The 25753-nt window shown below is 69.1% G+C and carries 22 protein-coding genes and 1 pseudogene; 3 read left to right on the top strand and 20 right to left on the bottom strand.

All coding sequences use genetic code 11. The features are described 5' to 3' along the window. The first annotated feature begins 3 nt into the window (after positions 1-3). The gene (locus FCK90_RS04185; protein ID WP_181954186.1) at positions 4-1512 is read left to right on the top strand and encodes a DUF349 domain-containing protein; all 1509 of its coding nucleotides are present in this window, start codon (positions 4-6) and stop codon (positions 1510-1512) included. Positions 1513-1601: 89 nt separating this feature from the next. Further along, complete coding sequence (locus tag FCK90_RS04190) at positions 1602-2315, top strand: hypothetical protein (RefSeq protein ID WP_158033033.1); 714 nt, start codon at positions 1602-1604, stop codon at positions 2313-2315. Positions 2316-2927: 612 nt separating this feature from the next. Here FCK90_RS04190 and FCK90_RS04195 read toward each other — a convergent pair. The 10 genes from FCK90_RS04195 to FCK90_RS04240 all read right to left on the bottom strand — a co-directional run bounded on the left by FCK90_RS04195 (position 2928) and on the right by FCK90_RS04240 (position 15006). Next, on the bottom strand, positions 2928-5423 hold the full coding sequence (locus tag FCK90_RS04195; protein ID WP_425481685.1) for a RelA/SpoT family protein: 2496 nt from the start codon (positions 5421-5423) through the stop codon (positions 2928-2930). Positions 5424-5536: 113 nt separating this feature from the next. Beyond that, complete coding sequence (gene secF, locus FCK90_RS04200; RefSeq protein ID WP_158033034.1) at positions 5537-6604, bottom strand: protein translocase subunit SecF; 1068 nt, start codon at positions 6602-6604, stop codon at positions 5537-5539. Further along, complete coding sequence (gene secD / locus FCK90_RS04205) at positions 6604-8649, bottom strand: protein translocase subunit SecD (protein ID WP_158033035.1); 2046 nt, start codon at positions 8647-8649, stop codon at positions 6604-6606. The genes secF and secD overlap by 1 nt, the downstream gene beginning before the upstream one ends. Before the next feature lie 136 nt (positions 8650-8785). After that, positions 8786-9199, bottom strand: a complete 414-nt coding sequence (gene yajC, locus FCK90_RS04210; RefSeq protein WP_158033036.1) for a preprotein translocase subunit YajC — start codon at positions 9197-9199, stop codon at positions 8786-8788. A 152-nt stretch (positions 9200-9351) separates the two neighbouring features. After that, positions 9352-10440, bottom strand: coding sequence for a Holliday junction branch migration DNA helicase RuvB (gene ruvB / locus FCK90_RS04215; protein ID WP_158033037.1), 1089 nt, complete (start codon positions 10438-10440; stop codon positions 9352-9354). 2 nt (positions 10441-10442) lie between these two features. After that, positions 10443-11129: a Holliday junction branch migration protein RuvA gene (ruvA, locus tag FCK90_RS04220; protein WP_158033038.1), complete on the bottom strand. Its 687-nt coding sequence runs from the start codon at positions 11127-11129 to the stop codon at positions 10443-10445. Between the two features lie 137 nt (positions 11130-11266). Then, entirely contained in the window at positions 11267-11902 is a 636-nt protein-coding gene (gene ruvC, locus FCK90_RS04225) for a crossover junction endodeoxyribonuclease RuvC (protein ID WP_158033039.1), read from the bottom strand. Positions 11903-11913: 11 nt separating this feature from the next. Continuing rightward, a complete protein-coding gene (locus FCK90_RS04230) occupies positions 11914-12675 on the bottom strand; it encodes a YebC/PmpR family DNA-binding transcriptional regulator (protein WP_158033040.1) in 762 nt (253 codons plus the stop codon). Between the two features lie 210 nt (positions 12676-12885). Further along, positions 12886-13680 carry a type 1 glutamine amidotransferase gene (locus FCK90_RS04235; RefSeq protein ID WP_220433267.1) on the bottom strand — a complete coding sequence of 265 codons (795 nt, stop codon included), beginning with the start codon at positions 13678-13680 and terminating at the stop codon, positions 12886-12888. A 9-nt stretch (positions 13681-13689) separates the two neighbouring features. Then, on the bottom strand, positions 13690-15006 hold the full coding sequence (locus FCK90_RS04240) for a Mur ligase family protein (protein ID WP_158033041.1): 1317 nt from the start codon (positions 15004-15006) through the stop codon (positions 13690-13692). 153 nt (positions 15007-15159) lie between these two features. Here FCK90_RS04240 and FCK90_RS04245 point away from each other — a divergent pair, with 153 nt between their 5' ends. Further along, entirely contained in the window at positions 15160-17235 is a 2076-nt protein-coding gene (locus tag FCK90_RS04245) for a M3 family metallopeptidase (protein ID WP_158033042.1), read from the top strand. A gap of 86 nt (positions 17236-17321) precedes the next feature. Here FCK90_RS04245 and FCK90_RS04250 read toward each other — a convergent pair whose 3' ends face one another. The 10 genes and pseudogenes from FCK90_RS04250 to FCK90_RS04295 form a co-directional block, all read right to left on the bottom strand. Further along, positions 17322-17906 (bottom strand): HIT family protein, encoded by a 585-nt coding sequence (locus tag FCK90_RS04250; RefSeq protein WP_158033043.1) that lies wholly within the window; start codon positions 17904-17906, stop codon positions 17322-17324. 39 nt (positions 17907-17945) lie between these two features. Beyond that, complete coding sequence (thrS, locus tag FCK90_RS04255; protein WP_158033044.1) at positions 17946-20078, bottom strand: threonine--tRNA ligase; 2133 nt, start codon at positions 20076-20078, stop codon at positions 17946-17948. 74 nt (positions 20079-20152) lie between these two features. Further along, positions 20153-20968: an SOS response-associated peptidase gene (locus FCK90_RS04260; protein ID WP_158033045.1), complete on the bottom strand. Its 816-nt coding sequence runs from the start codon at positions 20966-20968 to the stop codon at positions 20153-20155. Continuing rightward, a complete protein-coding gene (locus tag FCK90_RS04265) occupies positions 20968-21696 on the bottom strand; it encodes a lipoate--protein ligase family protein (RefSeq protein ID WP_158033046.1) in 729 nt (242 codons plus the stop codon). The genes FCK90_RS04260 and FCK90_RS04265 overlap by 1 nt, the downstream gene beginning before the upstream one ends. After that, positions 21693-22283 (bottom strand): nucleosidase, encoded by a 591-nt coding sequence (locus FCK90_RS04270; RefSeq protein WP_158033047.1) that lies wholly within the window; start codon positions 22281-22283, stop codon positions 21693-21695. Before FCK90_RS04270 ends, FCK90_RS04265 begins: the two co-directional genes overlap by 4 nt. Positions 22284-22319: 36 nt before the next feature. Further along, a complete protein-coding gene (locus FCK90_RS04275) occupies positions 22320-22721 on the bottom strand; it encodes a DUF4870 domain-containing protein (RefSeq protein ID WP_158033048.1) in 402 nt (133 codons plus the stop codon). 145 nt (positions 22722-22866) lie between these two features. Then, a complete protein-coding gene (locus FCK90_RS04280; RefSeq protein ID WP_158033049.1) occupies positions 22867-23313 on the bottom strand; it encodes a hypothetical protein in 447 nt (148 codons plus the stop codon). Positions 23314-23485: 172 nt separating this feature from the next. Continuing rightward, a complete protein-coding gene (locus FCK90_RS04285) occupies positions 23486-23935 on the bottom strand; it encodes a hypothetical protein (RefSeq protein WP_158033050.1) in 450 nt (149 codons plus the stop codon). A 46-nt stretch (positions 23936-23981) separates the two neighbouring features. Then, entirely contained in the window at positions 23982-25217 is a 1236-nt protein-coding gene (locus FCK90_RS04290) for a CapA family protein (protein ID WP_181954187.1), read from the bottom strand. 200 nt (positions 25218-25417) lie between these two features. Continuing rightward, a pseudogene (locus tag FCK90_RS04295) lies at positions 25418-25723 on the bottom strand (ATP-binding cassette domain-containing protein); the annotation flags it as partial. Positions 25724-25753 lie beyond the last annotated feature (30 nt).

Raw genomic sequence — 25753 nt, forward strand, 5'->3', positions numbered from 1 at the left:
GCGGTGACCGAACGTTTCGAATCCGACGACCAGTCCCAGGCTCAGGTGCCCACCCCTGCGGCGGTCAAGCCGACGGGAGTCAAGCCCTCCCCCTTGCAGGCGCCTGCCAAGCCCAAGCCCGCGCCGGGTGCGGCGGCTCCGGCTCCGGCAGCCCCCGGCTCCACCCCTGCGGCCACGCCCGCCGAGGGTTCGCCGGCCGACGCCCCGGCCGAGTCCTCACCCGGCCCGTCCGCCGCGACCGAGGGGGTCACCGCGGAGCAGCTCGAAGCGGCCCGTCCCTTCGGCGAGGTCACCGAGGACGGTCACGTCTACGTACTCGTGGGCGGCGAGAAGGTGCTGTGCGGGCAGGTCCCCGATGTGCCCGCCGACGAGTCGCTGGCCTACTTCGTGAAGAAGTTCGAGGAGGCCCGCACGCTCGTGGACGTGCTCGAACAGCGCGTGGAAGCCGGGACGGCGTCCTCCGACATGAACCGCAGCGCCGACCACGTGATGGCCGAGCTGGCCAAGCGCAAGCTCGTCGGGGACATCGAGGGCCTCGAAGCGCGCCTGGAGGCGCTGCGCCCGCGGATCGCCGAACTCGAGGCCGAGCACAAGCGGGCCACCGAAGCCGCCAAGGCCGAGCACTTCGCCCAGCGCGACGCCATCGTCCAGGAGGCCCAGAAGATCTCCGAGCAGGATCCCCAGAAGATCCACTGGAAGCAGTCCTCGGCCCGCATGGCCGAGTTGTTCGAGCAGTGGAAGGCCCACCAGAAGTCCGGGATCCGACTGTCCCGCAAGGACGAGGAGGCGTTGTGGAAGAGGTTCCGCAACGCCCGGACCACCTTCGACCGCCATCGCCGCGCGTTCTTCTCGCACCTGGACGAGACCAACGCGGAGGCGAAACGGGTCAAGGAGCGGCTGATCGCCGAGGCGGAGGCCCTGCAGAGCTCGACCGACTGGAACGTGACCGCTGGCAAGTACCGCGACCTCATGGACCGGTGGAAGGCCTCTCCCCGCGCCTCCCGGCGCGACGACGACGCCCTGTGGGCGCGTTTCCGCGCGGCCCAGGACGTCTTCTTCGATGCCCGCAAGGCGGCCAACGACCAGGTGGAACAGGAGTTCGAGGAGAACCTCAAGCTCAAGCAGGCCCTGATCGAGGAGGCGCGGCAGCTCCTGCCGGTGACCGACGCCCGGGCCGCCAGGAAGAAGCTCTCGGGTATCCAGGACCGGTGGGACGCCATCGGCAAGGTGCCGCGCGCGCATTTCAAGCGCGTCGAGAACGACCTGCAGGCCGTGGAGGAAGCCGTCCGGGAGGCCGACTCCGGTACCCGCGCCAAGAAGGTGGCCTCCGAGCCCGAGGTCCGTTCCAACGCCCTCCTGACTCAGGCGGAGGACAAGGTCACCGAGCTCCAGGCCCAGGTGGCCGATGCCGAGTCCTCCGGCGACTCCGCCCAGGCCAAGAAGCTCCGCGGCGAGCTGCAGAGCGCCGAGACCATGCGGGACATGATCAAGCGTTCCGCGGCCAGCCTGTAGCCGCCCGGCGGGCCGCGAGCCCGGGGGCGCTCATCCACAGATGAGCCGCGGCCCTGTCCCTCCGGCAACGAGCGGGGTTCGATGGTCCTATGACCGTCGGACCCCGCTTCGTTCGTCCCGGGGCCTCCTCCGTCCCGCGGCAGGTGAGCGTTCGCGCCACGGCGATGGCTGCCGGACCGGACGGCAGCCCCGCGGCGCAACCGACGGAGCGCGACCTCTGGATCATCCACCAGCGCGGTGGCCCCAGTGCGGCGGAGCTGGCCGCCATGACCTACGCCGGAGAGATCCGGCCCCTCCTGGGCCCGGTCCACATCAGCGCCGGGGTCGCCGTGACCCGGCAGCTGCGCGCGCGGGCGGTCCAGCTCGCCGTCCCGCCCGCTCTGTGGTCGGCGGGGGTGCTGCACCGGCAGACCGCCGCCTGGTTCCTCTCCTGCGCGCCGGAGCCGGCCCGGCTGCAGTTCATGGTCCACCGTGGCCGCAGGACCACCATGCGGCCCTCCCCGGCCAGTGCGCCGGTTCCCTGGGAGGTACGCCAGCTGGTCTACCCCGAGCAGGACGTCGACCGATTCTTCGGCGTCGCCGTCACCACCCCGCTGCGCACCGCGGCGGATCTGGCCTGCTGGGATCAACCTCACGGATTCGCGGCGCTGACCGTGCTGCTCGGCGCGCCCCACCTCACGATCGATCCCGCCGCCGTCGTGCGGCTGCTAAGAGCGGGGCGCCGCATGGCCCAGCGCGAGCGGGGCGTCATGCGGGTGCGCAAGGCCTGTCGGCACCTCGGCCTGCCCATCCCGACGGTCTGAGCCGGCGGTTCCGGGCCGATCGGCCTTCGCAACACGGAAAAGTGCATATTGCGTGGCGTTCCAGGCACTTTTCCGTGGTGCAATCACTTGTCCTGCGAGAAGCCCTCAGCTTGGCGGTGCAGGAGCGTGGTCCACCCAGTTGCTCCGCCACGTCCGAAATGGTCGGGACGAACTCACGTTGGATGTGGTCTTACGGGGCAAAAATCAGCAGTACCACGAACAGCAGGGCCACGACGGCAATGCACAGGACCATCGGAACGAATCGCCGGGACATCCCAGCAGTGATTGCCCCTACTACCGCCAAGGGCACCGAAAGCATCCACCACGGGCTCTGGACCACTAGACCGACGCTCAGAACTGCCAGCGCGGCGAGAGTGAAGAGCCATACGATCGCAAGGGACGTTGAACCTTTCGTAGTATCGGGGCGATTTCGATAGTGAACTTCACCGGACATTGAAATCGATCTCCTGAGCCGGAGCTGGTGCGGCTGGCAACCGACGAGTCCCGGTTCGAGAACGTGACCACGATCGGCGTTGATGGGCATGTCGTGAACGGCCCCCGGTTAAATGCCACATCCTTTCCTGTCGAGAACACGGGCTGCACCATCGGACCCTAGAGGCGCGTCCTCGGGGTCTCGGGAAGGCGCTGCTGCGATGAGGTGCGGTAGACGTCGTAGACGCCGTCGATATTGCGCACCTGGTTCAGCACGTGATCCAGGTAGCGGGCGTCGCCCATCTCGAAGGAGAACCGGGAGATCGCCAGCCTATCGGAGGAGGTGTGCACGTTGGCCGAGAGGATGTTGACGTGGTTCTCCGACAGCACGCGAGTCACGTCGGAGAGCAGCTTCTGCCGGTCCAGGGCCTCGACCTGGATCTCGACCAGGAACACCGAGGACTGGGTCGGCGCCCAGTGCACGGCCACCTTGCGTTCGGAGTCGGCCTGATTGCGCATGTTCGGACAGTCCGTGCGGTGCACCGAAATGCCCTGGCCGCGCGTCACGAAACCCACGATGTCGTCGGGCGGCACGGGGGTGCAGCACCGGGCGAGCTTGATGTAGACATCGCTGGCCCCGTCCACCGCCACCCCGGAGTCCGCGATGCCCTGGCGCACGGGCCGGATGGCCGAGGTGTTGTCGACGAGGTCCTCGACGGAGCCGTCCGCTCCCCCCGCCGACTCGACCAGCAGGTCGACCACCTCCCGCGAGGAGACCGTGCCGTTGCCGATCGCCTCGTAGAGCGCGGTGATATCCGACTTGTTGAGCTGCTGGGCCACGGAGACCAGGCCCTCCTGAGTCACCGTGCGCTGCAGGGGCAGGTGGTGCTTGCGCAGCGCGCGGGTGAGCGCCTCCTGGCCGCGGGTGATCGCCTCCTCACGCCGCTCCTTGGAGAAGAACTGCTTGATCTTCTGCCGGGCCCGCGGGGAGGAGACGAACTTCAGCCAGTCCTGGGACGGCGCGGCGTCCTCCGACTTGGAGGTCAGCACCTCCACCCAGTCGCCGTGCTGCAGCGTCGAGGAGAGGGCCACGAGCTTGCCGTTGACCCTGGCGCCGATGGTCTTGTGCCCGACCTCGGTGTGCACCGCGTAGGCGAAGTCCACGGGGGTGGAGCCGGCGGGAAGGGCCATGACATCACCGCGCGGGGTGAAGACGTAGACCTCCTTGGTGTCGATCTCGTACCGCAGGGAGTCGAGGAACTCGGTGGAGTCCTTGGTCTCGTCCTGCCAGGACACCAGCGACTTCAGCCAGCCCATGTCCTCCGAGCTGGCCCGGGGAGTCTCCCCCCGGTTGCCCTTGCGGGCATGGTCCTTGTACTTCCAGTGCGCGGCCACGCCGTACTCGGCCCGGCGATGCATCTCGTGGGTGCGGATCTGGATCTCCACGGGGCGCCCGCCCGGGCCCAGCACCGTCGTGTGCAGCGACTGGTACATGTTGAACTTGGGCATCGCGATGTAGTCCTTGAACCGCCCCGGCAGCGGGCGCCACCGGGCGTGCAAGGAGCCCAGCGCGGCGTAGCACTCGCGGACCGATGAGACCAGCACCCGCACGGCCAGGAGGTCGTGGATCTCGTCGAAGTCCTTCCCGCGCACGATCATCTTCTGGTACACGGAGTAGTAGTGCTTGGGGCGGCCGGTGATCACCGCGTCGATGCCCGATTCCGCCAGGTCCTCCGCCACCAGGGCCCGGATCTCGGCCAGGTTGCGTTCCCGCTGGGGCTGACGCTCCCCGACCATCCGCACGATCTCGTCGTAGATCTTGGGGTAGAGGGCCGCGAAGGACAGGTCTTCGAGCTCCCACTTGATCGTGTTCAGGCCCAGCCGATGAGCCAGCGGGGCGAAGATCTCAAGGGTCTCGCGAGCCTTCTTGGACGACGACTCCTGGGAGACGAACCGCCAGGTCCGCGCGTTGTGCAGCCGGTCGGCGAGCTTGATCAGCAGCACCCGGATGTCCTGGGCCATGGCCACGATCATCTTGCGGACGGTCTCGGCCTGGGCGTGCTCGCCGTACTGGACCTTCTCCAGCTTGGTCACGCCGTCGACCAGGTGGGCGACCTCCTCCCCGAAATCGGCGGTGAGCTCCTCGAGGGTGTAGTCGGTGTCCTCCACGGTGTCGTGCAGCAGGGCGGCCACCAGCACGGAACCGGTCATCCCGAGTTCGGCCAGGATGGTGGTCACGGCCACCGGATGGGTGATGTAGGGGTCGCCGCTCTTGCGCTTCTGGCCCTCGTGCTGGCGGTCGGCCACCGCGAAGGCGCGCTGCAGCACCGAGAGGTCCTCCTCCGGCGCGTTCTCGCGCACCGTGCGCAGCAGCGGCTCGATCAGCGGCGAGCGGGAGATCGACGCCCCCGACAGATACGACAGCGCCGAGCGGGTCCGTTCGGAACGCCCCGGGAAGACGGGCCGTCCGAAGACCGGGCGGGCTGCGGGCACCACGCCGTGGGTTCCGGAGCTCCCGCCCCGTGGCCGGATGTCCCGGGGTATCGGTGTGCCGGGGATGCTCTCCTCCCCGGTCCGGGCGGGGCTGCTCTCCTGCGCTCCGCCGGCGGCTGTATCGGTCTCCGCCGCAGCGACGGATGGCTTGGGGACGTGGTCGAACCGTTCGTCCTCGTTCATCCCCGTTCCGGGCTGGAGGGTCTTCTTGTCCACATCCGCCTCCTTCGCTGCCGTGCCGTTCACCGCGGCCCGGGGTCGTGTGACGGATCCCTCACCGCGGATAGGCACCAAGTCTAGGCGCGTCCGGCGGGCTCGGATGACGCCGCCGCTCCGCCCTCAGCGAGACCGGCCGAGTCCGGGCCCGCGGAGGACGTCGTATCGCCGGCGGCGCGTTGCTCCTGCTTCTTGACGGCAGGCTCGATCGAACGCAGGGCGGCGTAGACCGGGGTGGCGACGAACAGGGTGGCCAGGGTGCCCCAGACGATGCCCACGAACTGCGCCAGTGCCAAGTCCTTGAGGGTCCCTGCGCCCAGCAGGGCCGCTCCGATGAAGAGGATCGAGCCCACCGGCAGGAGTCCCACCACGGAGGTGTTCAGGGAGCGGACCAGGGTCTGGTTCGCGGCCAGGTTGATCTGGTCCAGGAAACCGCGGTTGAGCCGGGCGGGAGGCGCGCTCCCGTCCAGCAGGCCCCTGGTGTTCTCGCGCACCTTGTCGAAGACCACCACCGTGTCGTACAGCGAGTACGACAGCACCGTCAGGAACCCGATGAGCGCCGACGGCGTGACCTCCCAGCCGATCAGCGAGTACGTGCCGACCGTGAGCGCCACGGTCACGAAGACGCCCGCCATGGAGGCCACCGACATCTTCCAGGTGCGGAAGTACAGCGCCATCACGATGGCCGTCAAGGCCAGGAAGATGACCAGGCCCCGGACCATCTGCTGGGAGATGCCGGCACCCCAGGTCGGGCCCACGAAGTTGGAGGCCACCTGGTCTTCGGAGACGTCGTAGGCCTCCACCAGGGCGTCGCGGACCGCGAGCGTCTGGTCGTCGTCGAGCTGCTCGGTCTGCACCCGGACGGTGCCGGGAGCGATGTTGGTGACGGTCGACTCCCCTTCGTGGCCGGTTCCGGCCACGGCCTCCTGGCCGGGTTCGACGCTGGTGTCGGCCACGTCGGAGACCACGAACTCGGAGCCGCCCGTGAAGTCGATGCCCAGGTTGAATCCGCCGCGGACCACCGGGATGAGCGCGGAGATCACCACCAGGACCGCTGCGATCGACAGCCACAGCTTGCGTTTGGGCACGAACGGGAAGGACTTCCGCCCGCTGTACAGGTCGTTGCCGAAATCGGTGAACCGTGGCATCAGGCGTCCTCCCCATCGGTCTTTCGGGTGCCGGTCGTACCCCCGGCGTCGCCGCCGGAATCGCCCGCCGGTTCGCTCCGCATCTGCGACTCGGCTGCGGCACGTCGTGCCTGACGACGGCGTTCGGCCAGCGTGAGCCCGTCGCCGACGCCCGTCGCCACCTTCACCGGAGGCGCGGGTGGGGCGGCATCCTGCTGGTCCGAGCGCTCCGTCGGGCCTCCGTCGTCGTTCTTCCGCTCGGGAGGCCGCACGGGTTCGTCCGCGGCGCCCTGCTCGGCGCCTCCCATCGAGCCGCCCGCGGGTGCGGCGTCGTCGGCTTGCGTGGCCCCCGATGCCGCGTCCAGGTCGTCCGGCGTGCGGAACCGCCCCGCGCCGCGGTAGAACGGTACGGCGTCCAGGGCCTTGGGATCCAGGCCGGAGCCGGGGCTGCCCCCGCCGAAGTACCGGGTGCGGGAGAGGAAGACCATGACCGGGTGGGTGAAGAAGAAGACGACCAGCAGGTCGATGACCGCCGTCAGGCCCAGGGTGAAGGCGAAACCGCGCACGTTGCCCACGGCCACGAAGTAGAGCACGACGGAGGCGATCAGGTTGACGGCCTTGGAGGCCAGGATCGTCTGCTGGGCTCGTTTCCAGCCGTGGTCGATCGCCGCGGGGATCGTGCGCCCGATGCGGACCTCGTCGCGGATGCGCTCGAAGTAGACGATGAACGAGTCGGCGGCCATGCCGATCGCGACCACCAGGCCCGCCACGCCTGCCAGGGACAGGCGGTAGTTGAGCGCCCAGCCGAGCAGGACGATGGCCAGCCAGGACAGCACGCCCAGCACCAGCAGCGAGACGATGTTCACCCAGCCCAGCCACCGGTACTGGATGATCGACCACACGGCCACCAGCAGCAGGCCGATCAGCCCGGCGATGACGCCCATGCGCAGCTGGTCGGCGCCGAGGGTCGCGGAGACCTGCTGCTCGGAGGCGATCGTGAAGCTCACGGGAAGCGAGCCGTAGCGCAGCTGCTCCGAGAGGAAGGCGGCGGACTCCTCGGTGAACTGGCCGGTGATCTCCGCTTGGCCGTCGGGGATCACGGCGTTCATCTGAGGAGCCTGAATCACCTCGCCGTCGAGCAGGATCCCGAACTGGTTGCGGGCATCGCCCGGGCTGGTCTGGCCGATGTTGTACAGCCGCTCGGAGAGCTCCTTGAAGGTCGCGGTGCCCTCGGCGTTGAACTGCAGGTTGACGGCCCACTGCCCCGTCGTCGTCCCGCCCTGGCCCTGGGCCATGCCGTAGTCGGAGTCGGCGATCTCGGTGCCCTGGATCTCGAGCGGGCCCAGGATGTACTTGGCTCCCGCGGCGGGTTCGCAGGCCACGATGGCCTGGTCGGCGGGCTGGTCGGCCCGTTCGTCGGGGCTCTGCGGCTGGGTGCAGTCGGTGGCCTCGTACTCCTCCATGAGCTCGGCGGTGATCCAGTTCGTGTCCGAGGAGTCCGTGGGCTCCTCAGTGGGATCGGGCAGCTCGTCCTCGGGAGTGCGCTGGTCCTCGGGGACCGCAGCGGCGGATCCCGTCATGAGGACCGGGCGGAAGGCCATCTCCGCGGAGGTCTGGATCAGGTCCCGGGTCTCCTGATCGGGTGTACCGGGCATCGAGACGACGATGTTGGACCCGCCCTGGGTGCTCACCTCGGCCTCGGCGACGCCGGATCCGTCGACCCGCTGCCGGATGATCTCGACGGCCTGGTCGAGCTGCTCGGCCGTGATCTCCTGGCCGGCGTCCTCGCCCTGGAGTTCGGGGGTGAGCACCATCTGGGTGCCGCCCTCGAGGTCGAGGGCCAGACGGGGCGTCCAGTCGGTGCTGCCGCGGCCGGCGCCCCAGGCCAGCAGCCCGATGAGTGCCAGGACGACCACCGCCAAGGCGATCAGCGAGGTACGTGCGCTGCTCAGCGCCCGCGTCACCTCGGTACGGGTCCTCGAGGGGTCCTTCGATGAGTTCTTCGAGGAATCCTTCGGCGAAGTCCGCGATGACGCTTTCGGCGAACTCTCCGGCGATGATGCCATGGGCGGGGTCCTTGTGAATGGTCTTCGGTGGGGGGCTGACCCGGGCCGTCAGCGCTTGAGCGCCCCGGTCAGCTGTGAAAGGTCACTATGAAGCGTCCACCAGGGAGAACCCCTGGTGGACGCTCGAGATCTCGGCTCAGTTCTCGTTCGTGCTCGTGGTCCCGGTCTCGCCGGTGGTACCACCCGGGTTGGAGCCGGGCGCGGAGCCGTCGACGACGGTGGTCAGCGTCTGCAGGTGCACGGTGACCTGGGTGCCGGGGGCGATCTCCAGCACGGCCTTGGTGGCGCCCTGGTCGATGCTCACCACACGACCGTAGAGGCCGTAGCTGGTCATCACCTCGGTGCCCGGGGTCATCTGCGCCTGCTGGTCCTTGACCTTCTGCTGCTGCCTGCGCCGGTTGCGGCTGGTGAACCAGAACATCAGCACCAGCAGGGCGATCATGACGCCGAAGAACAGGAACTGTCCCGAGCCTCCGCCGGTCTGCCCGGCTGCCTCCAGGCTCGCATCAGACTGGGCGGACAGGACGGGGGTCAGTGCGGAAGAAAGCACGCGGTCTCCTGATTCTGCAGCTTCATAGACTGCTCGGGGTTCTTCCGGCGCACGTTGTTCTGCACCGGCGGCTGCGCCCGAGGCGGGCTCAGCGGCGACTTCGCGAAAAGAAGTTCACAGGACATGGTAGGCGACGACCGCGGTCCGGCGCTTCAGGGTGTCTCATCCTCCGGGAACTGCAGCGCCTGCTGATAGCCGGGATCACCGAACGCGGCATGCTCGGGCACGGCCAGCCCCAGGTGCTCCCAGGCGGCCGGCATGGCGATGCGCCCGCGCGGCGTGCGAGCCAGCAGACCCTCCCTGACCAGATAGGGCTCGGCCACCTCCTCGACCGTCTCCGTCTCCTCCCCCACGGCGATGGCCAGCGTGGACAGGCCCACGGGGCCGCCCCCGAAGTGCTTGACCAGCGCCTCCAGGACGCTGCGGTCGAGCCGGTCGAGTCCTCGTGAGTCCACCTCGTACATGTCCAGCGCGGAGGAGGACACCCGGGCGTCGATGCGTGAGACCCCGTGCACGAGGGCCCAGTCCCGCACGCGGCGCAGCAGGCGGTTGGCGATACGAGGGGTTCCCCGCGAGCGGGAGGCGACCTCCTGGAAGCCCTCCGTGCTGAGGTCGAGGTCCAGCAGACCCGCGGAGCGCCGCAGCACGGAGACCAGCTCGTCCGCCGAGTAGAACTCGAGATGCCCGGTGAAGCCGAAGCGGTCGCGCAGCGGGCCGGGGAGCAGCCCGGCCCGGGTGGTCGCCCCGACCAGCGTGAACGGCGGGAGGTCCAGGGGAATGGAGGTGGCGCCGGCGCCCTTGCCGACCACGATGTCCACGCGGAAATCCTCCATGGCCATGTAGAGCATCTCCTCGGCCGGACGGGACATCCGGTGGATCTCGTCCAGGAACAGCACCTCCCCCTCGGTCAGGGAGGACAGGATCGCGGCCAGATCGCCCGTGTGCTGGATCGCGGGCCCCGAGGAGATCCTCAAGGGAGCGCCCATCTCCTCCGCGATGATCATGGCCAGCGTGGTCTTGCCCAGCCCGGGCGGCCCGGACAGCAGCACGTGGTCGGCCGTCCGGCCGCGCAGCTTGGAGGCCTCCAGGACCAGGGCGAGCTGTCTGCGCACCCGGGGCTGACCCACGAAATCGGCCAGGGTACCGGGACGCAATGCGGCCTCCACCGTCTTCTCATCGGGTTCGGTGTCCGCCCCGACCAGCCGGTCCCGGCCGTTCACGGCCCCGCGATCACCGACCATGCTCAAGCACCCTTCCCGGTGTTCGTGGCCCCGCCCTGGCTGCCGCCCGCCGAGTGGTGGGTCGAGACGGTCGAGGCCCGGGCACCCAGCCAGGCCAGGACCGTCCGCAGGATCGCGGAGACCTCACCCGATTCGACCAGTTCCTCCCGCCCCTCCAGGGCGTCGTCGATGGCGTGGAGGGCGTCCTTCTCGTTCCAGCCCAGTCCCACAAGGGCCTCGCTGACCTGCATCCGCCACAGCGGGGCCTCAGTGGCGGGTGAAGCCGCGGCGGCCTTGCTGGGCTCGGCGGGAACCAGCTTGTCCGCCAGTTCCAGGACGATCCGTTTGGCGCCCTTGGGCCCGATGCCCGGGACCGCCGTGAACGCCTTCGGATCGCCGGCGGCGATGGCCTGGCGGACGTCGTCGGGACCCAGGGTGGCCAGGACGGCCAGGGCGGTCCGCGGACCGATGCCGGAGACGCCCAGCATAGTCTCGAAGACCTCCTTCTCCTGGGTGTCCGCGAAGCCGAACAGCAGCGGAGAGTCGTCCTTGCGCGCGACGTACGTGGTGGCCAGCCGGGCCTGTCGACCCTCGTGCAGTCCCCCCACGGTCGCCGGGGTCACCTGGACCTCCAGACCGAGGCCCTGCACGTCGACCACGACCGAGCTGAGCCCCTTGTGGAGCACTTCGCCGCGTACCGCTGCGATCATGTGTGAGGTCCTTCCCGTGCCGCCGCGGTCCAGCCGGGCATGGACTACCCCGCCGACGACCATCGAACATGTGTACTATTCGCTGGCCACAGTAGCAGCGGGCGCGGACATCGCCGCGGCCTCCACGCCGGAGGCGGTCAGTTTCCCCGCCGGGCGCGCTGCTCGGCGGCTTTCCAGGCCTTCTGGGCGGCTGTCAGCCCGCCGCCTTTGGCCGCCGAGAGCTGGGCCAGCCGGGTCCTGGCGCCCTGATGCGTGGCCGTGGCCGCTTGGGCGTCATAGCCTGCGCCCACCCCGCTGCGCCAGCCGTGGCATATCGCGATCGCGATGGCATCCGCCGCGTCGGCGGGTCTGGGCGGTTCGGCCAGGCCGAGGATCCTGACCACCATGCGGGTCACGGCGTCCTTCCCGGCGTCGCCGTCCCCGGTCACCGCGGCCTTCACCTCCGACGGCGTATGCCAGGCCACCGGGATACCGCGCCGGGCCGCCTCCGCGATCACCGCCCCCGAGGCCTGGGCGGTCCCCACCACCGTGGGGGCGTTGTTCTGGGCGAACAGCCTCTCGACGGCCAGGGCGTCCGGGGCGAACCGGTCCATCATCGACTCGGCCGCCCTGGCGATGCTCAGGATGCGCTGTTCGAGGGGCTGGTCCGGCGTGGTGCCCTGCACCTCGTGATGGATCCACTCCACCTTCCGGTTGGAGCGCATCCTGACCACCCCGAAACCGCAGCGCGTCAGACCCGGGTCCACGCCCAGGATGACCTGCTCGGCGGTCATGGGCGAGTCACTCAGTCCTGCGCGTCGAGCTCGGCAAGGACCTCCGGGGAGATGTCGGCGTTGGAGTAGACGTTCTGCACGTCGTCCAGGGCCTCGATCGCATCCGCGAGGCGGAGGAACTTGCCGGCGCCCTCGGCGTCCAGGTCCACCTTCATATTGGCACGGAAGACGGGGTCGTCGTTGTTGTACTCCAGGCCGGCCTCTTCCAGCGCGGAGCGGATGGCGGGAAGGTCGGTGGCCTCGGAGACGACCTCGAAGAACTCGTCCTCCTCGACCACCTCCTCCGCGCCGGCGTCCAGGACGGCCATCAGGACGTCGTCCTCGGTGAGGCCGTCGCTCTTGGTCACCTCCGCCACGCCCTTGCGCTCGAACATGAAGGTCACCGAGCCGGGATCGGCCATGGTCCCGCCGTTGCGGGTCACGGCCACGCGGACGTCGGAGGCGGCGCGGTTCTTGTTATCGGTCAGGCACTCGATGTACAGCGCGGACCCCTGAGGCCCGCGGGCCTCATAGAAGATCTCGGAGTACTCGATGACCTCGCCGGTCAGGCCCGCGCCGCGCTTGATCGCGCGATCGATGTTGTCGTTGGGCACGGAGTTCTTCTTGGCCTTGGACACGGCCAGGTCCAGGGCCGGGTTGCCCGCGGTGTCGGCGCCGCCCTGGCGGGCGGCGACCTCGATGCCCTTGATGTACTTGGCGAAGGCCTTGGCCCGCTTGGCGTCGATCGCGGCCTTCTTGTGCTTGGTCGTGGCCCACTTGGAGTGACCGGACATAGGTGCCTCCTGCACTGCGTCTGAGTTCTGGCCGCGCCGCAGGGTTCAGGCCTCCGCGGCACGGCGGGTCGAGGAACGTGGATGGTGAAGCTGGATGATCGGGAGAATTCTGCCCACCAGTCTAGTGGCGGGCGCGGAGCGCGCAGGATTCCGCGCCGGCTGCCGCCGTCCGCTGACAGCGCACCCTGCAGCCTCGTACCCGGCAGCCGCTCAGCGGGGGCGCGCGGCCGCGACCTCCCGTGCCCTGGCGGCCAAGGCGTCGTTGAGCGGCTCCAGGTGGTCGTGCGAATAACGACGCCGCACCGCGGTCGCGATCAGATGGTCGGCCAGCACGGGGTTCTTGGGCAGCAGCGATCCGTGCAGGTAGGTCCCGATGACCTCCCGGGTCACGGCGCCCTCGGTGCCGTCCTCGCCGTCGTTGCCTGCACCGGACACGACCCGCCCGAGCGGCTCCTGCCCATCGCCCAGGCGCGTGAGCCCCGAGTGGTTCTCGTAGCCGATGATGGTCCCGAACGTCTCGGACTCGGTCACGATATTGCCGATCAGCCGGGTCTCGCCGCCCACCGTGGTCAGGTCGAAGATCCCGATCCCGGGCAGCACCTGGCCGGCGATCGTGCGGAACTCGTGGCCGAAGAGCTGGTAGAGCCCGCAGATCGCGAGCATGGGCACGCCGTCCCGGACCAGCTCGTGCAGGACCGGCTTGATCTTCTGCAGATCCTCCATAACGCGGAACTGCCCCGAATCCTGGCCGCCGCCGCCTACGAAGAGATCGCCGTCGGCGGGGAAGGAGTCCCCGGGGTTGTAGTCGGTGAGCTTGACCGAGTAGCCGCGTTTCTCGAGGCGGCGCTTGAGCGTCAGCGTGTTGCCCCAGTCCCCGTAGATGTTCATGTCCCTGGGGTAGAGCTGGACCAGGTGGATCTCGCCCTGGCCGCCGGATTCGGCGAAGTGCGCCTCCGGCGCCCCGGAATCCGGCGCCGTGGGGAACATCGGTGTGGTGGTGGTCATGGTGATGCCTCAGATCTCGGGGACTTCGGCCACGGCCCGCAGTGCGCGGCGCAGGGAGAGCATGGCGGTATAGGTGCAGAACACCCGCATGGGGCGACCCTCGGCAGCGGCGATGAAACGGTGCAGCGACTCGGTCAGATCGGGTTCGACGGCGTGGACGGGCACCTGGTCGTAGTCCAGGCGCAGTGCCATATCCCATGCGCGGGTGCCGGTGACCAGATCGACTCCCCCGGTCCGCAGCGACTCGAACTCGACGTCCCAGAGCCAGGAGACATCGCGGCCGTCGGCGTATTCGTCGTTGATCGCGATCATGGTGGCGTAGGCCTCCGGCTTGGCCGAGGCCAACGAGAGGCGGAAGCCGGCGGGGTTCTTGACCAGCAGCAGCTGCAGGGGGGCGCCGTCGATCATGATGGTCTCGCCGCGGCCGAACGCCGGGGTCACCCGCGCGAGCTCGTCGAGCAGGGAGGCCAGCCCGGCGTCGCTCTTGGGCACGTTCCGGCCGTCGTCCGTCACGGTCAGCGCCAGCGCGAGCGCCCCGGCGGCGTTGTAGACGTTGTAGACCCCGTACAGGTGCACGTTGGCGTGGGCCGGCTGGCCGTGGACCAGGAACTCGACGTCCGTGGCCTCGAAGTCCGTGAGCTCCACCAGGGCCTGCGGTGCGGGCTGTCCCCCTGCGGCCGCGGTGACGGGGCCGTCGACGGCGCGCATGTCGTCGTCGGAGGGGAACATGGGCCGCAGGTGCTCGGAGAGCCCGTACCAGTAGACGTCCGTGCCCGGCTGCACGTCGTCGGCCAGAGAGGCGATCCGGGGATCCTCCCGGTTGAGCACCACGGCCTCCGTGGTGGCCGCGGCCACCTGGGCGAGCATGCGGCGGGTCGTGTCGATCTCGCCGAAGCGGTCGAGCTGATCGCGCATCACGTTGAGCAGCAGGGCGAAGCGGGGCTTGACCTCGCGGACGAAGTGCACGGCGTGGGCCTCGTCGAGCTCCAGCACGGCGATGTCGGCGTCGAACCGGCCCGTCAGGGAGATCTCGCGCAGCAGGGCCGCGGCCACCCCGCGCACGAAATTGGAACCCGTACGGTTGGTGAAGACCTTCAGTCCCTGGGATTCGAGGAGCTGGACCGCCATCTTCGTCGTCGTCTTGCCGTTGGTCCCGGAGACCACGACGACGCCGTGCGGCAGGCGCGCCAGCTGCTCGGCCACGAAGCCTGGGTGCAGTTTTTCCATCAGCAGGCCGGGGAACGCGGAACCGCCGCCGCGCAGTGCGGTGGCGGCGCGCACGCCCTGGCCGAGGAGCCTCACGAGGGGTCTGGACATGCTGAACATCCTACGGCGGCCATGGCACACGGGCGTTAACCACCGGAGGGCAAGCCCTCGATTCGCCCGGCCCCGCCGGTCATCCGGAAGGGCCGGGCGACCTAGGATGAGATATCCAGCACTCTTTTTACAGTGACGTCTCGCGAGTAAAGGCCTGACTCTGTGACCAATCCCCTGCTGTCCCCCAGCGGACTCCCCTGCGAGCTCCCCGATCTCCGGGCCATCCGGGCGGAGCACTTCCCGCCGGCCTTCGAGGCCGCCATGCGGGCGGACCTGGTGGCGGTCGAGACCGTCCTGGCCTGCCGGGACGCACCCTCTCTGGCCAACACCATCGCGGTCCTGGAACGCGAGGGACTGTTCCTGGACCGCGTGGAATCCACGTTCTTCACGCTGATCTCGGCGAACCTCACCCGGGACCTCCAGGGGATCTACGAGGAGCTGGCCACCAAGCTCTCCCAGCACCGGGCGGACATCACGCTCAATCGCGCTCTGTACGACCGGATCGCCGCCGTGCCGGAGGACGGGCTGAGCCCCGCCGAGCTGCGGGTCCTGGGAGAGTACCGGCGCTGGTTCGAACGCTCCGGCGTCCTGCTGGACGCCGGAGCGCAGACCCGGCTGCGGCAGATCAACGACCGTATCTCGACCCTGGGGATCCGCTACGGCACGCAACTCGTGCGGGAGAACGAGCGCGCGGCCGTGCTGGTCACCGACGTCGCCCGGCTCGACGGTCTGGACGCCTCCGACATCGAGGCGGCCGCTGCCGCTGCCACCGAGGCCGGGCACGACGGCGGATACCTGATCAACCTGCTGGCCTTCACCAGCCAGCCCATCCTGGCCAACCTGCACGATCGTTCGCTGCGCCAGGCGATCCACCAGGCAGCCATGGACCGCGGCCGTGGCCCGTCGAGCCCGACCGGTCCGCTGCCGACGCGGTCCGGCGAGGACCTCCGGCCGATCGCGGCCGAGCTGGCCGCTCTGCGCGCCGAGCAGGCCGGCATCCTCGGCTTCTCCAGCCACGTCGATTTCGTGATCTCCGGGGCCTCGGCGGGCTCGCCGCAACGGGTCCGGGAGATGATGGCCAAGGTCACCGGCCCCGGGGTGGCCAACGCGGTGGCCGAGCGCTCTGCGCTGGAGCAGGCCGCCGGATATGCCATCGAGCCCTGGGACTGGCCCTACTGGACGGCCCAGGCCTCCTCCGAGGCGGAGACCGGCCAGGCACCGCTGCGCGAGTACTTCGAGCTCGAATCCGTGATCCATGAGGGGCTGTTCCGTACCGCCCGGGAGCTCTACGGCCTGGAGTTCAGGGCCAGGCCGGACCTGGCGGGTCACCTGCCCGGCGTCGTGGTCTACGAGGCCACCCACATTGAGACCGGGGAGACCGTCGGGCTACTGCTCGGCGACTGGTGGACGCGGTCCGCGAAGTCCGGCGGCGCCTGGATGGGCAGCCTGGTGCACCAGAACCGGCTGACCGGGCAGAAGCCGGTCGTGACGCTGAATACGAATTTCACGGCCGTGCCGCCGGGGCAGCCCAAGCTGCTGAATCCCGCCGAAGTGGTCACCCTGTTCCACGAGTTCGGTCACGTGCTGCACGGGCTGCTCTCCGATGTGCACTTCCCCTCGTTCTCGGGGACCAAGGTGGCCCGGGACTTCGTCGAGTTCCCGTCCCAGGTGCACGAGATGTGGGTGCTGCACCCGGATGTGCTGCCCCACTACGCCAAGCACTTCCGCACCGGGGAGGAGCTACCGACCAGGCTCGCGGACAAACTGCGGTCGGGCGACTCCAGGGGACCGGGTTTCGCCATCGTGGAGTATCTGACCGCCACGGCCATCGACCTGGCCTGGCACGAACGCACTGAGCGGGACCCCGAACCCGATCTGGAGGCGTTCGACGCCGACGCCCTGCGCGCGGCGGGCCTCGAGGTGCGCGGGATCGATCCGCGCTACACCTCCGCGACCTTCAAGCACATCTTCGCGGGCGGGTATTCGGCGGGCTATTACTCCTATCTGTGGTCGGAGATCATCGACGCCGATGCGGTGGAATGGTTCAACCGCGCCGGCGGGCTGACCCGTCAGGCCGGCCGGCGCTTCGCGGACTCGATCCTGACGCGGGGCAACGAGACCGCCCCCATGGACTGCGTCCGTGAGCTGCTGGGGCGGGAACCGGACATGGGTCCCCTGCTGACGCGGCGGGGCCTGACGGGTGAGCCGGCCGGGGTAGTGCAACCCGCCGCTGAGTAGCGACTTGGGCCGCCCATCACGGCTGATGGGCGGCCCAAGTCGCTACTCAGCGGTTTCAGTGCCTGAGCGGTCAGGACGGCTAGCGCTCAGGGCGCGGGCGTGGCGGGCCAGTGGGCGCGGGTCAGCTCCCACGTGGAGCCCAGGGTGTCCATCATGGGCTTGACCCCAGCTGTGACCGGCATGAAGTTCGCGTCCCCGCCCCACCGCGGCACCACGTGCATGTGCAGATGGGCCGCCAGGGAGCCCCCGGCCGCCGAGCCCAGGTTGAGCCCCGTGTTGAAGGCGTCCGGGGACGACGCCGCTCGCACGGCGGCCACCCCGTCGCGGGTCAGCTCCATCAGCTCCACGAGCTCTTCGTGAGTCAGCTCCGACAGATCGGCGACGTGCCGGTAGGGGCAGACCAGCAGGTGGCCCGGGTTGTAGGGGAAGAGGTTGAGGATCACGAAGCAGTGCCGGCCGCGGTGGACGATCAGCGATTCCTCGTCGTCGTACTCCGGACCCGTGCAGAAGGGGCATCCGGGGCGCGTCTTGATGGAGGTGTCCTCGCCGCGGACGTACGCCAGCCGGTGCGGGGTCCACAGGCGCTGGAAGGCATCCGGGACGCCGTCGAGCTGGAACTCGTCCACGCGGATCCAGTCATGCGGCGTCTCGGATGCCTTCCGCTCTGTCATGGTGCTGTCGCTTCCGTCCTGTTGGCCCGGTTCCGGACTCTACTCCGCGACCGCGCCCTGGACCTCGGGATCCACGCCCGGGGCCTCGCCGACGGTCTCGTCACCGGCCGCGGCCGACGGGCGGGGATCCTCGTTCACCCGGTTGTTCACGTGGGCGGTGATCCGGGCGATCGCCTCCTCGACCGGGACGCCGTTCTCCTGCGAGCCGTCCCGGTAGCGGAAGGAGACGGCACCGGCCTCGGCGTCGTCACCGCCGGCGATCAGCACGAACGGCACCTTCTCCTTGGAGGCCGTGCGGATCTTCTTGGGGAAACGGTCCGAGGAGGCGTCGAGCTCGGCGCGCACTCCAGCGGTCCGCAAGCGTTCGACGACCTCCCGCAGGTATCCGTCGAAGGCGTCGGCCACGGGAATGGCGCGGACCTGTTCGGGGGCCAGCCACGCGGGGAAGGACCCGGCGTAGTGCTCCGTGAGCACCCCGAAGAACCGCTCGATCGAGCCGAACAGCGCGCGGTGGATCATCACCGGCCGCTGACGGGAGCCGTCGGCCGCCGTGTATTCCAGGTCGAAGCGCTCGGGCATGAAGAAGTCCAGCTGGATCGTGGACATCTGCCAGGTACGGCCGATGGCGTCGGTGGCCTGCACCGAGATCTTGGGGCCGTAGAAGGCGGCGCCCTCGGGGTCCGGGACCAGCTGCAGGCCCGACGCGGTGGCCACCTCCTCCAGGGTGCTGGTGGCCTCCTCCCAGCTCTGATCGTCGCCGATGGACTTCTCGGGGTCGCGGGTCGAGAGCTCCAGGTAGAAGTCCTCGAGCCCGTAGGCCTTGAGCAGGTCGAGCACGAACTGCAGGGTCCGGCTCAGCTCGTCCTTCATCTGCTCGCGCGTGCAGTAGATGTGGGCGTCGTCCTGGGTGAAGCCGCGAGCGCGGGTCAGGCCGTGGACCACGCCGGACTTCTCGTTGCGGTAGACCGTGCCGAACTCGAAGATCCGCAGGGGCAGCTCGCGGTAGGAGCGGCCGCGGGAGCGGAAGACCAGGTTGTGCATGGGGCAGTTCATGGGCTTGAGGTAGTAGTCCGCACCCTGCTTGGTCACGTGACCCTCGGCGTCCACCTCCTGGTCCATGTGCATGGGCGGGTACATGCCGTCCTTGTAGAAGCCCAGGTGCCCGGAGATCTCGAACAGGTTCGCCTTGGTGATGTGCGGGGTGTTCACGAAGGAGTACCCGGCCTTGACGTGCTGCTCGCGGGAGAGGTTCTCCATCTCCATGCGGATCAGACCGCCACGGGGATGGAAGACCGCAAGTCCCGAGCCGATCTCGTCCGGGAAGGAGAACAGGTCCAGCTCGTTGCCGAGCCTGCGGTGGTCGCGGCGCTCGGCCTCCGCCAGACGGTCCTTGTAGGCCTTGAGCTCGTCCTTGGTGGGCCAGGCCGTGCCGTAGATGCGCTGCAGCTGCTTGTTCTTCTCCGACCCCCGCCAGTAGGCCGCGGCCGAGCGCATCAGGGCGAAGCCGTTGCCGATCAGCTTGGTATTGGGCAGGTGGGGCCCGCGGCACAGGTCCCGCCACACGGCGTCGCCGGACTTGCGGTCGACGTTGTCGTAGATGGTCAGCTCGCCCGCGCCGACCTCCTGGGACGCCCCCTCGGCCGCTGTCTCCACGTCGCCGCCGGAGCCCGGCCCCTGGGCCAGGCCGATCAGCTCCAGTTTGTACGGCTCCTGGGCCATCTCCGCGACGGCCTCCTCGTGGGAGACCTCCCGGCGGCGGAAGGACTGCGTGGTGTTGACGATCTTCTGCATCCGCTTCTCGATCGCCTTGAGGTCCTCGGGCGTGAAGGCCTCGTCGACGTCGAAGTCGAAGTAGAAGCCGTCCGTGATGTACGGCCCGATGCCGAGCTTGGCCTCCTGCTTGAGCTCCTGGACGGCCTGGGCCATCACATGGGCCGTGGAGTGCCGCAGCACCTCGAGGCCCTCGGGGTCGGAGATCAGCACCCGGGTGACCCGGTCGCCGTCGGCCAGGGGGGTCGCGAGGTCCTTCAGCGTGCCGTTGACGTGGGCTACCACCACGTCGCGGTCGCCGGTGTAGAGATCGGCCGCGGTAGTCCCGGCGTCGACCTGCCGGGTGTCGCCGTCGACGACGACGCTGATCGCGGAACCGGGTGCGAGGACCTGCTCACTCATCTGAGATGTACTGCCTTTCGGTGGTTGGGGCGCGGCCGTACCGGGGCCGCGCTCGACGAGCCGATCTTACCGGTCTAGAACAAGGCCTGGACCGGCTCGATCAGGCCGGGGTCGTTGTTGCGCACGTTGCCGACCGCTGCGCCCACGGGATCCAGCTGCCAGGTCCGGGGAACCTGCTCGGCTTCCGAGCGGAGACGATCGACCAGCGCCGCGGCGTCGTCGCGGGACTCGCTGCCGGGATCCAGCCAGTCGTCCATGCTCTCCCGGGTCAGGGCGATCGGCAGGCGGTCGTGCAGCCGCCCCAGGTCCGCCAGCACGGAAACCTCGGACTCCGGGGACGGCGACCGGGTGGTCAGGATCGAGCAGGACAGGATCCAGGTCTCCTGCGGATCCCGCCACCACTCGTAGAGCCCGGCGAACCAGATGGTCTCCCCCGGGTCGGCGGGGTGGATGTAGTAGGGCTGCTTGGCGGGCGTGTCCTTCGTGGCCTTGACGGGCTGGCCGTTCGGGCCGAGGCGCTTCTTCCACTCGTAGTACCCGTTGGCCGGGACCGCGCACCTCCGGTGCCTGACGGCCGAGCGGAACATCGGCTTGTCCATCACGGTCTCCGAGCGCGCGTTGAACGCGCGGGCGCCGATCGAGGCCTCCTTGGCCCAGCCCGGGATCAGGCCCCAGCGGGCCACGTGCACTTCACGCAGCACGGTGCCGGGTACCGCGTCGTCGTCACCCGCAACCCGTTCGAGGACGATGGGCACCTCCTCGGTGGGCGCGACGTTCCAGTTCTCCCGGCGCGTGCGGAGGTCGAGGTCGCGCAGCCGCGCGGCGGGCACGGCGCCGACGTCGACGAGGAAGTCGTCGATCGACCGGGCGATGACGAAACGACCGCACATCAGAACGCCTGTTCCCGCAGGGATCCGTAGCCGAGGTGACGGGCGTACATCCCGTAGACCTTCCGTAGCGCCGCCTCCACATCGGCCACCCGCGTGCCCGGCCGTAGGTCCTCCACGGCACCGGCGGTCGCCGGGTTCCACTCCAGACCCAGCGAGCGGTAGACGTCCACGAGCACCGAGCGCAGGGGTTCGGCCTGTTCCACGACGACGACGGTCGAGAAGTACCAGGCTCCCTGGACGATGCGCTGGGCGGAGCCGGCGAGCTTGAGGGTGGCCGCCGGGGAGTCGATGGTCCGTCCCGTGGCGTGCACGCTGTACTCCCCCGGGCAGTACTCGCCGGGGATCTCCCCCACGTCGGCGGGGAGGTCGAGCTCCTCCATGGCGGCCACCACCATGTCCGCGAACAGGGCGTAGCGCTGATGGATACCGGCCTTGGGGTCCGGGTCGGGCTCGATGTGGTCGATGACCAGGCAGCCGCGGTGATAGGCCGCGGCCCGGCCGCCCACTCTGCGCACGATCGGGGTGAACCCCGATCGCTTGACGGCGCGCTCAGCGGCGGCGAAGCCGGGCAGCAGCTCGTCCCGGCGGCCGAAGGCGACGGTGGGGCGCGGCTGGTAGATGCGCAGGACCGGGCCCGCCGATCCTGCGCGGACGGCGCGCAGGAGCTTGTCGCCGGCGTCGTAGTCCTGGACCGCGCCGAGCGATTCGCGCTGGCGGATGAGTTTCATGCGGAGGCCTCTCCCGCACGGTAGGCCGCCAGCCACTGCGCCAGGGCCCTGGCGGAGGCGTCCACGCGATCGTCCCATTCCAGGGCCTGGTCCCCGGCGTCGTCGGAGACGTGCTTGACCATGCGCAGCGCGACCCCCAGCTCGCGGCAGGCCACGGCTATGGCGAAGCCCTCCATATCCACCAGGTCGGCGCGCCGGATGAGGGCATCGCGGGCCGGGCCGCCGGCGACGAAGGAGTCCCCCGTGGCCAGCACGGAACCGTCTCCGGCCTGACCTACTTCCCGCAGTTCGATGATGTCGTCGGGGGCGGAGCCCATGGCGCGCATGAGGTCGGCGTCGATGTCTCTGTTGAGGACCGTGGACGGCTCGAAGATCCCGTCGGCTCCGGGCTTCAGGCCACCGCAGCTGCCCAGGTTGACCACGGTCAGGTCCTGGCGGTCCTCTTCCCGCGGCGCGCGTTCCATGATCGCCCGGGTGGTGACGGTCGCGGCTCGGGACATGCCGATGCCCGTCAGCACGACGTCGGTGTCCGGGGGAAGATACGCGGTCTCCGCGGGGTGGGCGGCGATCACCAGGAGAGCAGTCATGCAGGAAACTGTATTAGCTCGCGGCCGGCAACACGCTCAGCGCAGGATGGGCAGCTGCCAGGGGTAACGGTAATCACGCCCGGACGAAGCCCTCACGGCGGCCTTGATGTGGCACCAGAGCACCATCACGAAGACGACCACCCAGAGGATCACCGAGATGAAGATCGGGATCACCAGGAACCACAAGGTGATGGACGCCCAGGCGATGGCATTGAGGATCCACATGGTCAGGTTGAAGTTGAAGGCACCCGCTGCCTGCGAGCGAGCCCAGGGATCCGTGTTCTTGGTGAGCAGCCAGACGACCAGCGGGCCCACGAACCCCAGCCAGCCCACGGTGGTGATATTGCCCAGCAGGCCGGTCACATGGGCGACGACGGCCAGCCCCCTCTGCTGCGGTGCCTGCTGGTATCCGTAGCCGGAGCCGTTCTGATAGGTCATGCCGTCGGGTCCTTCCTGAGTCGTCTGGCCGGAGGAGAAGATCTGGCCGGACTAGAAGAATAGACGGGCGCGGAGGGACGCCCGACACCGGTGTGGCACCTGACCGCGGTCGCCGAGCCGTTGCGGTTTCCCCGCAGGATCGAAGTCACCGGCCCGATCGGCGAAACTCTTCATTCAGCCATCCCAAGAATCCGCGCCACGTGTCGTAGGGCTTCTTGTGCTCGGGTGTCTCCATGGTGATCTGGGCCCAGAAGGGGACGAAGTGGAAGAGCGCGGTGGCCGTCCACACCAGCAGTGACACCAGGAGGCTCATGGACTCATCGTCGGAGTCGAAATTGAAGACCAAGGCCAGTGCCACACCGCCGATCGCGGCCTGCGTAGCGGTCACCACCCGGAGATGCTTGATGCGCTGATATTGAACGGTCGCATTCAGGTATCCCCATGGCGCTGCGAACCAGGCCACGATCACCAGCGGGGCGCTGAGGAGCCCGAGGATCACCAGGGGGAACATCGCGTATTCCCGAGCCGGGAACTGGACGACGGCGACGATCGAGGTGACGATCAGCAGCACCGTCCACAGCAGCTGACACACGAGGACGATCCAACGCACCCTGGGAGACAGGGCGTGAGACGTGCAATCGTTCACCAGGTCGGCCCTCCTGCGGGTATCGCGAGATACAGGGAAAAGTCACTTACGCAGACCGACGAGCGGAGAAGGCGACCGCACACCGGCCCCGCATCCGTCACATGCCGGTGGGAAGTCGTCAGCCTCCGGGAGTGTCTCCGTAGACCTGCCCGTTGGGTCCTACTCCCCCGTCGAGCGGATAGTTCTGCTCGCACCACGCCGTGATCTCGGCCTTGACCTCCTCATCCCACCACGGGAATCCCTCAGGCCCTTCGGTGTAGCACTGGCCCCCTGCCGCGAGGAAGTCCTCGATGGTGTAGTCGGAGGCGGGATCCTGGACCGGTGGCTGTTCCATGGGCGGGTCCACGATCGGATCCTCCGTGGGCTGCGGTGCGGGAGCCTGGGTAGCCGTCTCGGTGGGAGTGGCTGTGGGGGTGGCTGTCGGCGTGGCCGTCTCGGAGGCGCTCTGGGAGACCGACGGCGATGGGCTGCCGGAAGACTCCGCCTCCGGGTCGTCGCCCCCTCCGCAGGCGCTCAGCGCTAGAGCGCTCAAGGACAATGCTGCTACGAGCTTGGCTGTGGTTCTCATGTCATTCCCCTCTCCTGGAGATCCTCATCTGAACTCGCCATCGGTCTCAGTCGCGGGGCTGGACCCGGGGAGGGTCCCACGTCTGTTCGGGGGCTTCCATGCGCAGCCCCTCTTCCCCCACCACCTCGACCACCCGGTCGAAACGCTGCTGGACCGTCTGGGCGTCCAGTTCGCCGGGCAGCTCCTCGATCGGCGCCCCGTCCTCCATGAGATCCGCCATCGCCCAGATCCCCCGGAATACCTCGTCGTACATGGTGGCGCCGTCACGGTCGTTGGTCACGGGCGTCCACTCCACGCCGGACACCCGCGCGGGGCCGTCCTCGGGAGCCTCGACCGTCGCCATCGTCATCGTTCCGGTGGCCGTCTCCATGGTGCAGCACTCCACGTCCTGGTTGGACAGGAAGTTGCCCATCCACCAGACCACCCACATGCCGTCGTCGCCCGGGCCGCCGTCGAGCTCCTCGATCGGCTGCGGGGTGTGCGAGTGGTTGCCGAAGACCCGGTCCACCTCCCCGCCTGCAGCGAGCTCCTCGGCGTAGGCGATCTCCCCCTCGCCCGGCGTGTGCACGTACTCGTCGCCCCAGTGCACTGAGGCGACGACGATGTCGGCGCCGTCCTGGCGTGCCTGTGCGGCCTGCGCGCTCAGCTCTTCCGGTCCTACGTCGGTCACCCGCCAGGGCTCCTCCGGGACGGGCAGGGGGCTGCCGTTGTGCAGCGTGGTGGTGGACAGATGCGCCACGGTGACCTCCCGGCCGTCGCGCTCCATGGTGTACATCTGCGCCGCGTCCGCCTCCTCAGCCGTACGGGCGGTGCCGACATGCCCCATGCCCTGCGCATCGAAGGTCTCGAGTGTGTTCTCCAGAGCGCCGATGCCGCCGTCGAAGGAATGGTTGTTCGCCGTGTTGCAACCGTCGAAGCCGATCTCCCGCAAGCCCTCGATCAGCTCCGCGGGGGCGCCGAACAAGGGGTATCCGCTCGGGCTCTGGCCGGGGGCCACGAGGGGGACCTCCATGCTGCACAGCGCCAGGTCGGCACCCGAGACCCAGTCCTGGGTGCCTGCCATCAACGGGGTGAAATCCCAGCCGCCCTCCGGCAGCTCCGCGGCGTCGGTCACCGCCGTATGGGGCAGCACGTCGCCGGCCGAGAGGATCGTGAACGAATCGTCCTGGGACTCCCCCGGCCCGTCGGAGGACGCGACGGACTGGCTTCCGGAGGGCTGCTCCTGGGGAGAACCCCCGCCGTCGTCGGCGCTGCAGCCCGAGCCCAGGAGCAGCGCGGTCACGCCCAGGACCGCCAGGCCGGGACGGGCCGCCCGCCTGATCGAGGACGGGGGGGAAAGATGGGGTGGTCAAGGTCTTCATCCTCTCGAAGGCGCCGGCCGCAAACACCACGCCGTGTTCGTCAGATCCCTTCTTTTCCCTCCCGATGCTAGGGTTTCCCGGTTTTCATACAAAGGTATTAAGCGGGCTGTCGCCGGGATGTTCATGGGGCAACGGAAGCCGATACTCGCCCATCTACGACCGTGATCAAGTCGTCCAGAGCGTCGCGGTGAACCAGGTCGTGGGTCACCAGCAGGGTGGCCGTGTTGCGCTCGTGGGTGAGGCGGGCGATGAGCTGCATGATCTCGGCGCCGCGTTCCTGGTCGAGAGCGCTGGTGGGTTCGTCCACCAGGAGCACCTCGGGGTCGTGGACGAGGCCGCGGGCGATGGCGACACGCTGGCGCTGTCCGCCCGAGAGCTGATGCGGGCGCTTGCCGGCGTGTGCGATGAGCCCGACCGCATCGAGCAGTTGGCGGATTCAAGCGGTCAGCGCAACATC

The organism is Kocuria coralli, from assembly GCF_008831305.1.
Classification (GTDB): Bacteria; Actinomycetota; Actinomycetes; order Actinomycetales; family Micrococcaceae; genus Kocuria; species Kocuria coralli.

Bases quoted from the DNA above. Each gene is read 5' to 3' on its own strand.
- FCK90_RS04260 (WP_158033045.1), bottom strand. From the start codon at position 20,968: ATGTGCGGTCGTTTCGTCATCGCCCGGTCGATCGACGACTTCCTCGTC.
- FCK90_RS04240 (WP_158033041.1), bottom strand. From the start codon at position 15,006: ATGTTCAGCATGTCCAGACCCCTCGTGAGGCTCCTCGGCCAGGGCGTG.
- FCK90_RS04265 (WP_158033046.1), bottom strand. From the start codon at position 21,696: ATGAAACTCATCCGCCAGCGCGAATCGCTCGGCGCGGTCCAGGACTAC.
- FCK90_RS04235 (WP_220433267.1), bottom strand. From the start codon at position 13,680: ATGACCACCACCACACCGATGTTCCCCACGGCGCCGGATTCCGGGGCG.
- ruvA (WP_158033038.1), bottom strand. From the start codon at position 11,129: ATGATCGCAGCGGTACGCGGCGAAGTGCTCCACAAGGGGCTCAGCTCG.
- secD (WP_158033035.1), bottom strand. From the start codon at position 8,649: ATGGCATCATCGCCGGAGAGTTCGCCGAAAGCGTCATCGCGGACTTCG.
- FCK90_RS04195 (WP_425481685.1), bottom strand. From the start codon at position 5,423: ATGAACGAGGACGAACGGTTCGACCACGTCCCCAAGCCATCCGTCGCT.
- FCK90_RS04190 (WP_158033033.1), top strand. From the start codon at position 1,602: ATGACCGTCGGACCCCGCTTCGTTCGTCCCGGGGCCTCCTCCGTCCCG.
- FCK90_RS04250 (WP_158033043.1), bottom strand. From the start codon at position 17,906: ATGACAGAGCGGAAGGCATCCGAGACGCCGCATGACTGGATCCGCGTG.
- ruvC (WP_158033039.1), bottom strand. From the start codon at position 11,902: ATGACCGCCGAGCAGGTCATCCTGGGCGTGGACCCGGGTCTGACGCGC.
- FCK90_RS04275 (WP_158033048.1), bottom strand. From the start codon at position 22,721: ATGACCTATCAGAACGGCTCCGGCTACGGATACCAGCAGGCACCGCAG.
- FCK90_RS04285 (WP_158033050.1), bottom strand. From the start codon at position 23,935: ATGAGAACCACAGCCAAGCTCGTAGCAGCATTGTCCTTGAGCGCTCTA.
- secF (WP_158033034.1), bottom strand. From the start codon at position 6,604: ATGCCACGGTTCACCGATTTCGGCAACGACCTGTACAGCGGGCGGAAG.
- FCK90_RS04270 (WP_158033047.1), bottom strand. From the start codon at position 22,283: ATGACTGCTCTCCTGGTGATCGCCGCCCACCCCGCGGAGACCGCGTAT.
- FCK90_RS04230 (WP_158033040.1), bottom strand. From the start codon at position 12,675: ATGTCCGGTCACTCCAAGTGGGCCACGACCAAGCACAAGAAGGCCGCG.
- ruvB (WP_158033037.1), bottom strand. From the start codon at position 10,440: ATGGTCGGTGATCGCGGGGCCGTGAACGGCCGGGACCGGCTGGTCGGG.
- thrS (WP_158033044.1), bottom strand. From the start codon at position 20,078: ATGAGTGAGCAGGTCCTCGCACCCGGTTCCGCGATCAGCGTCGTCGTC.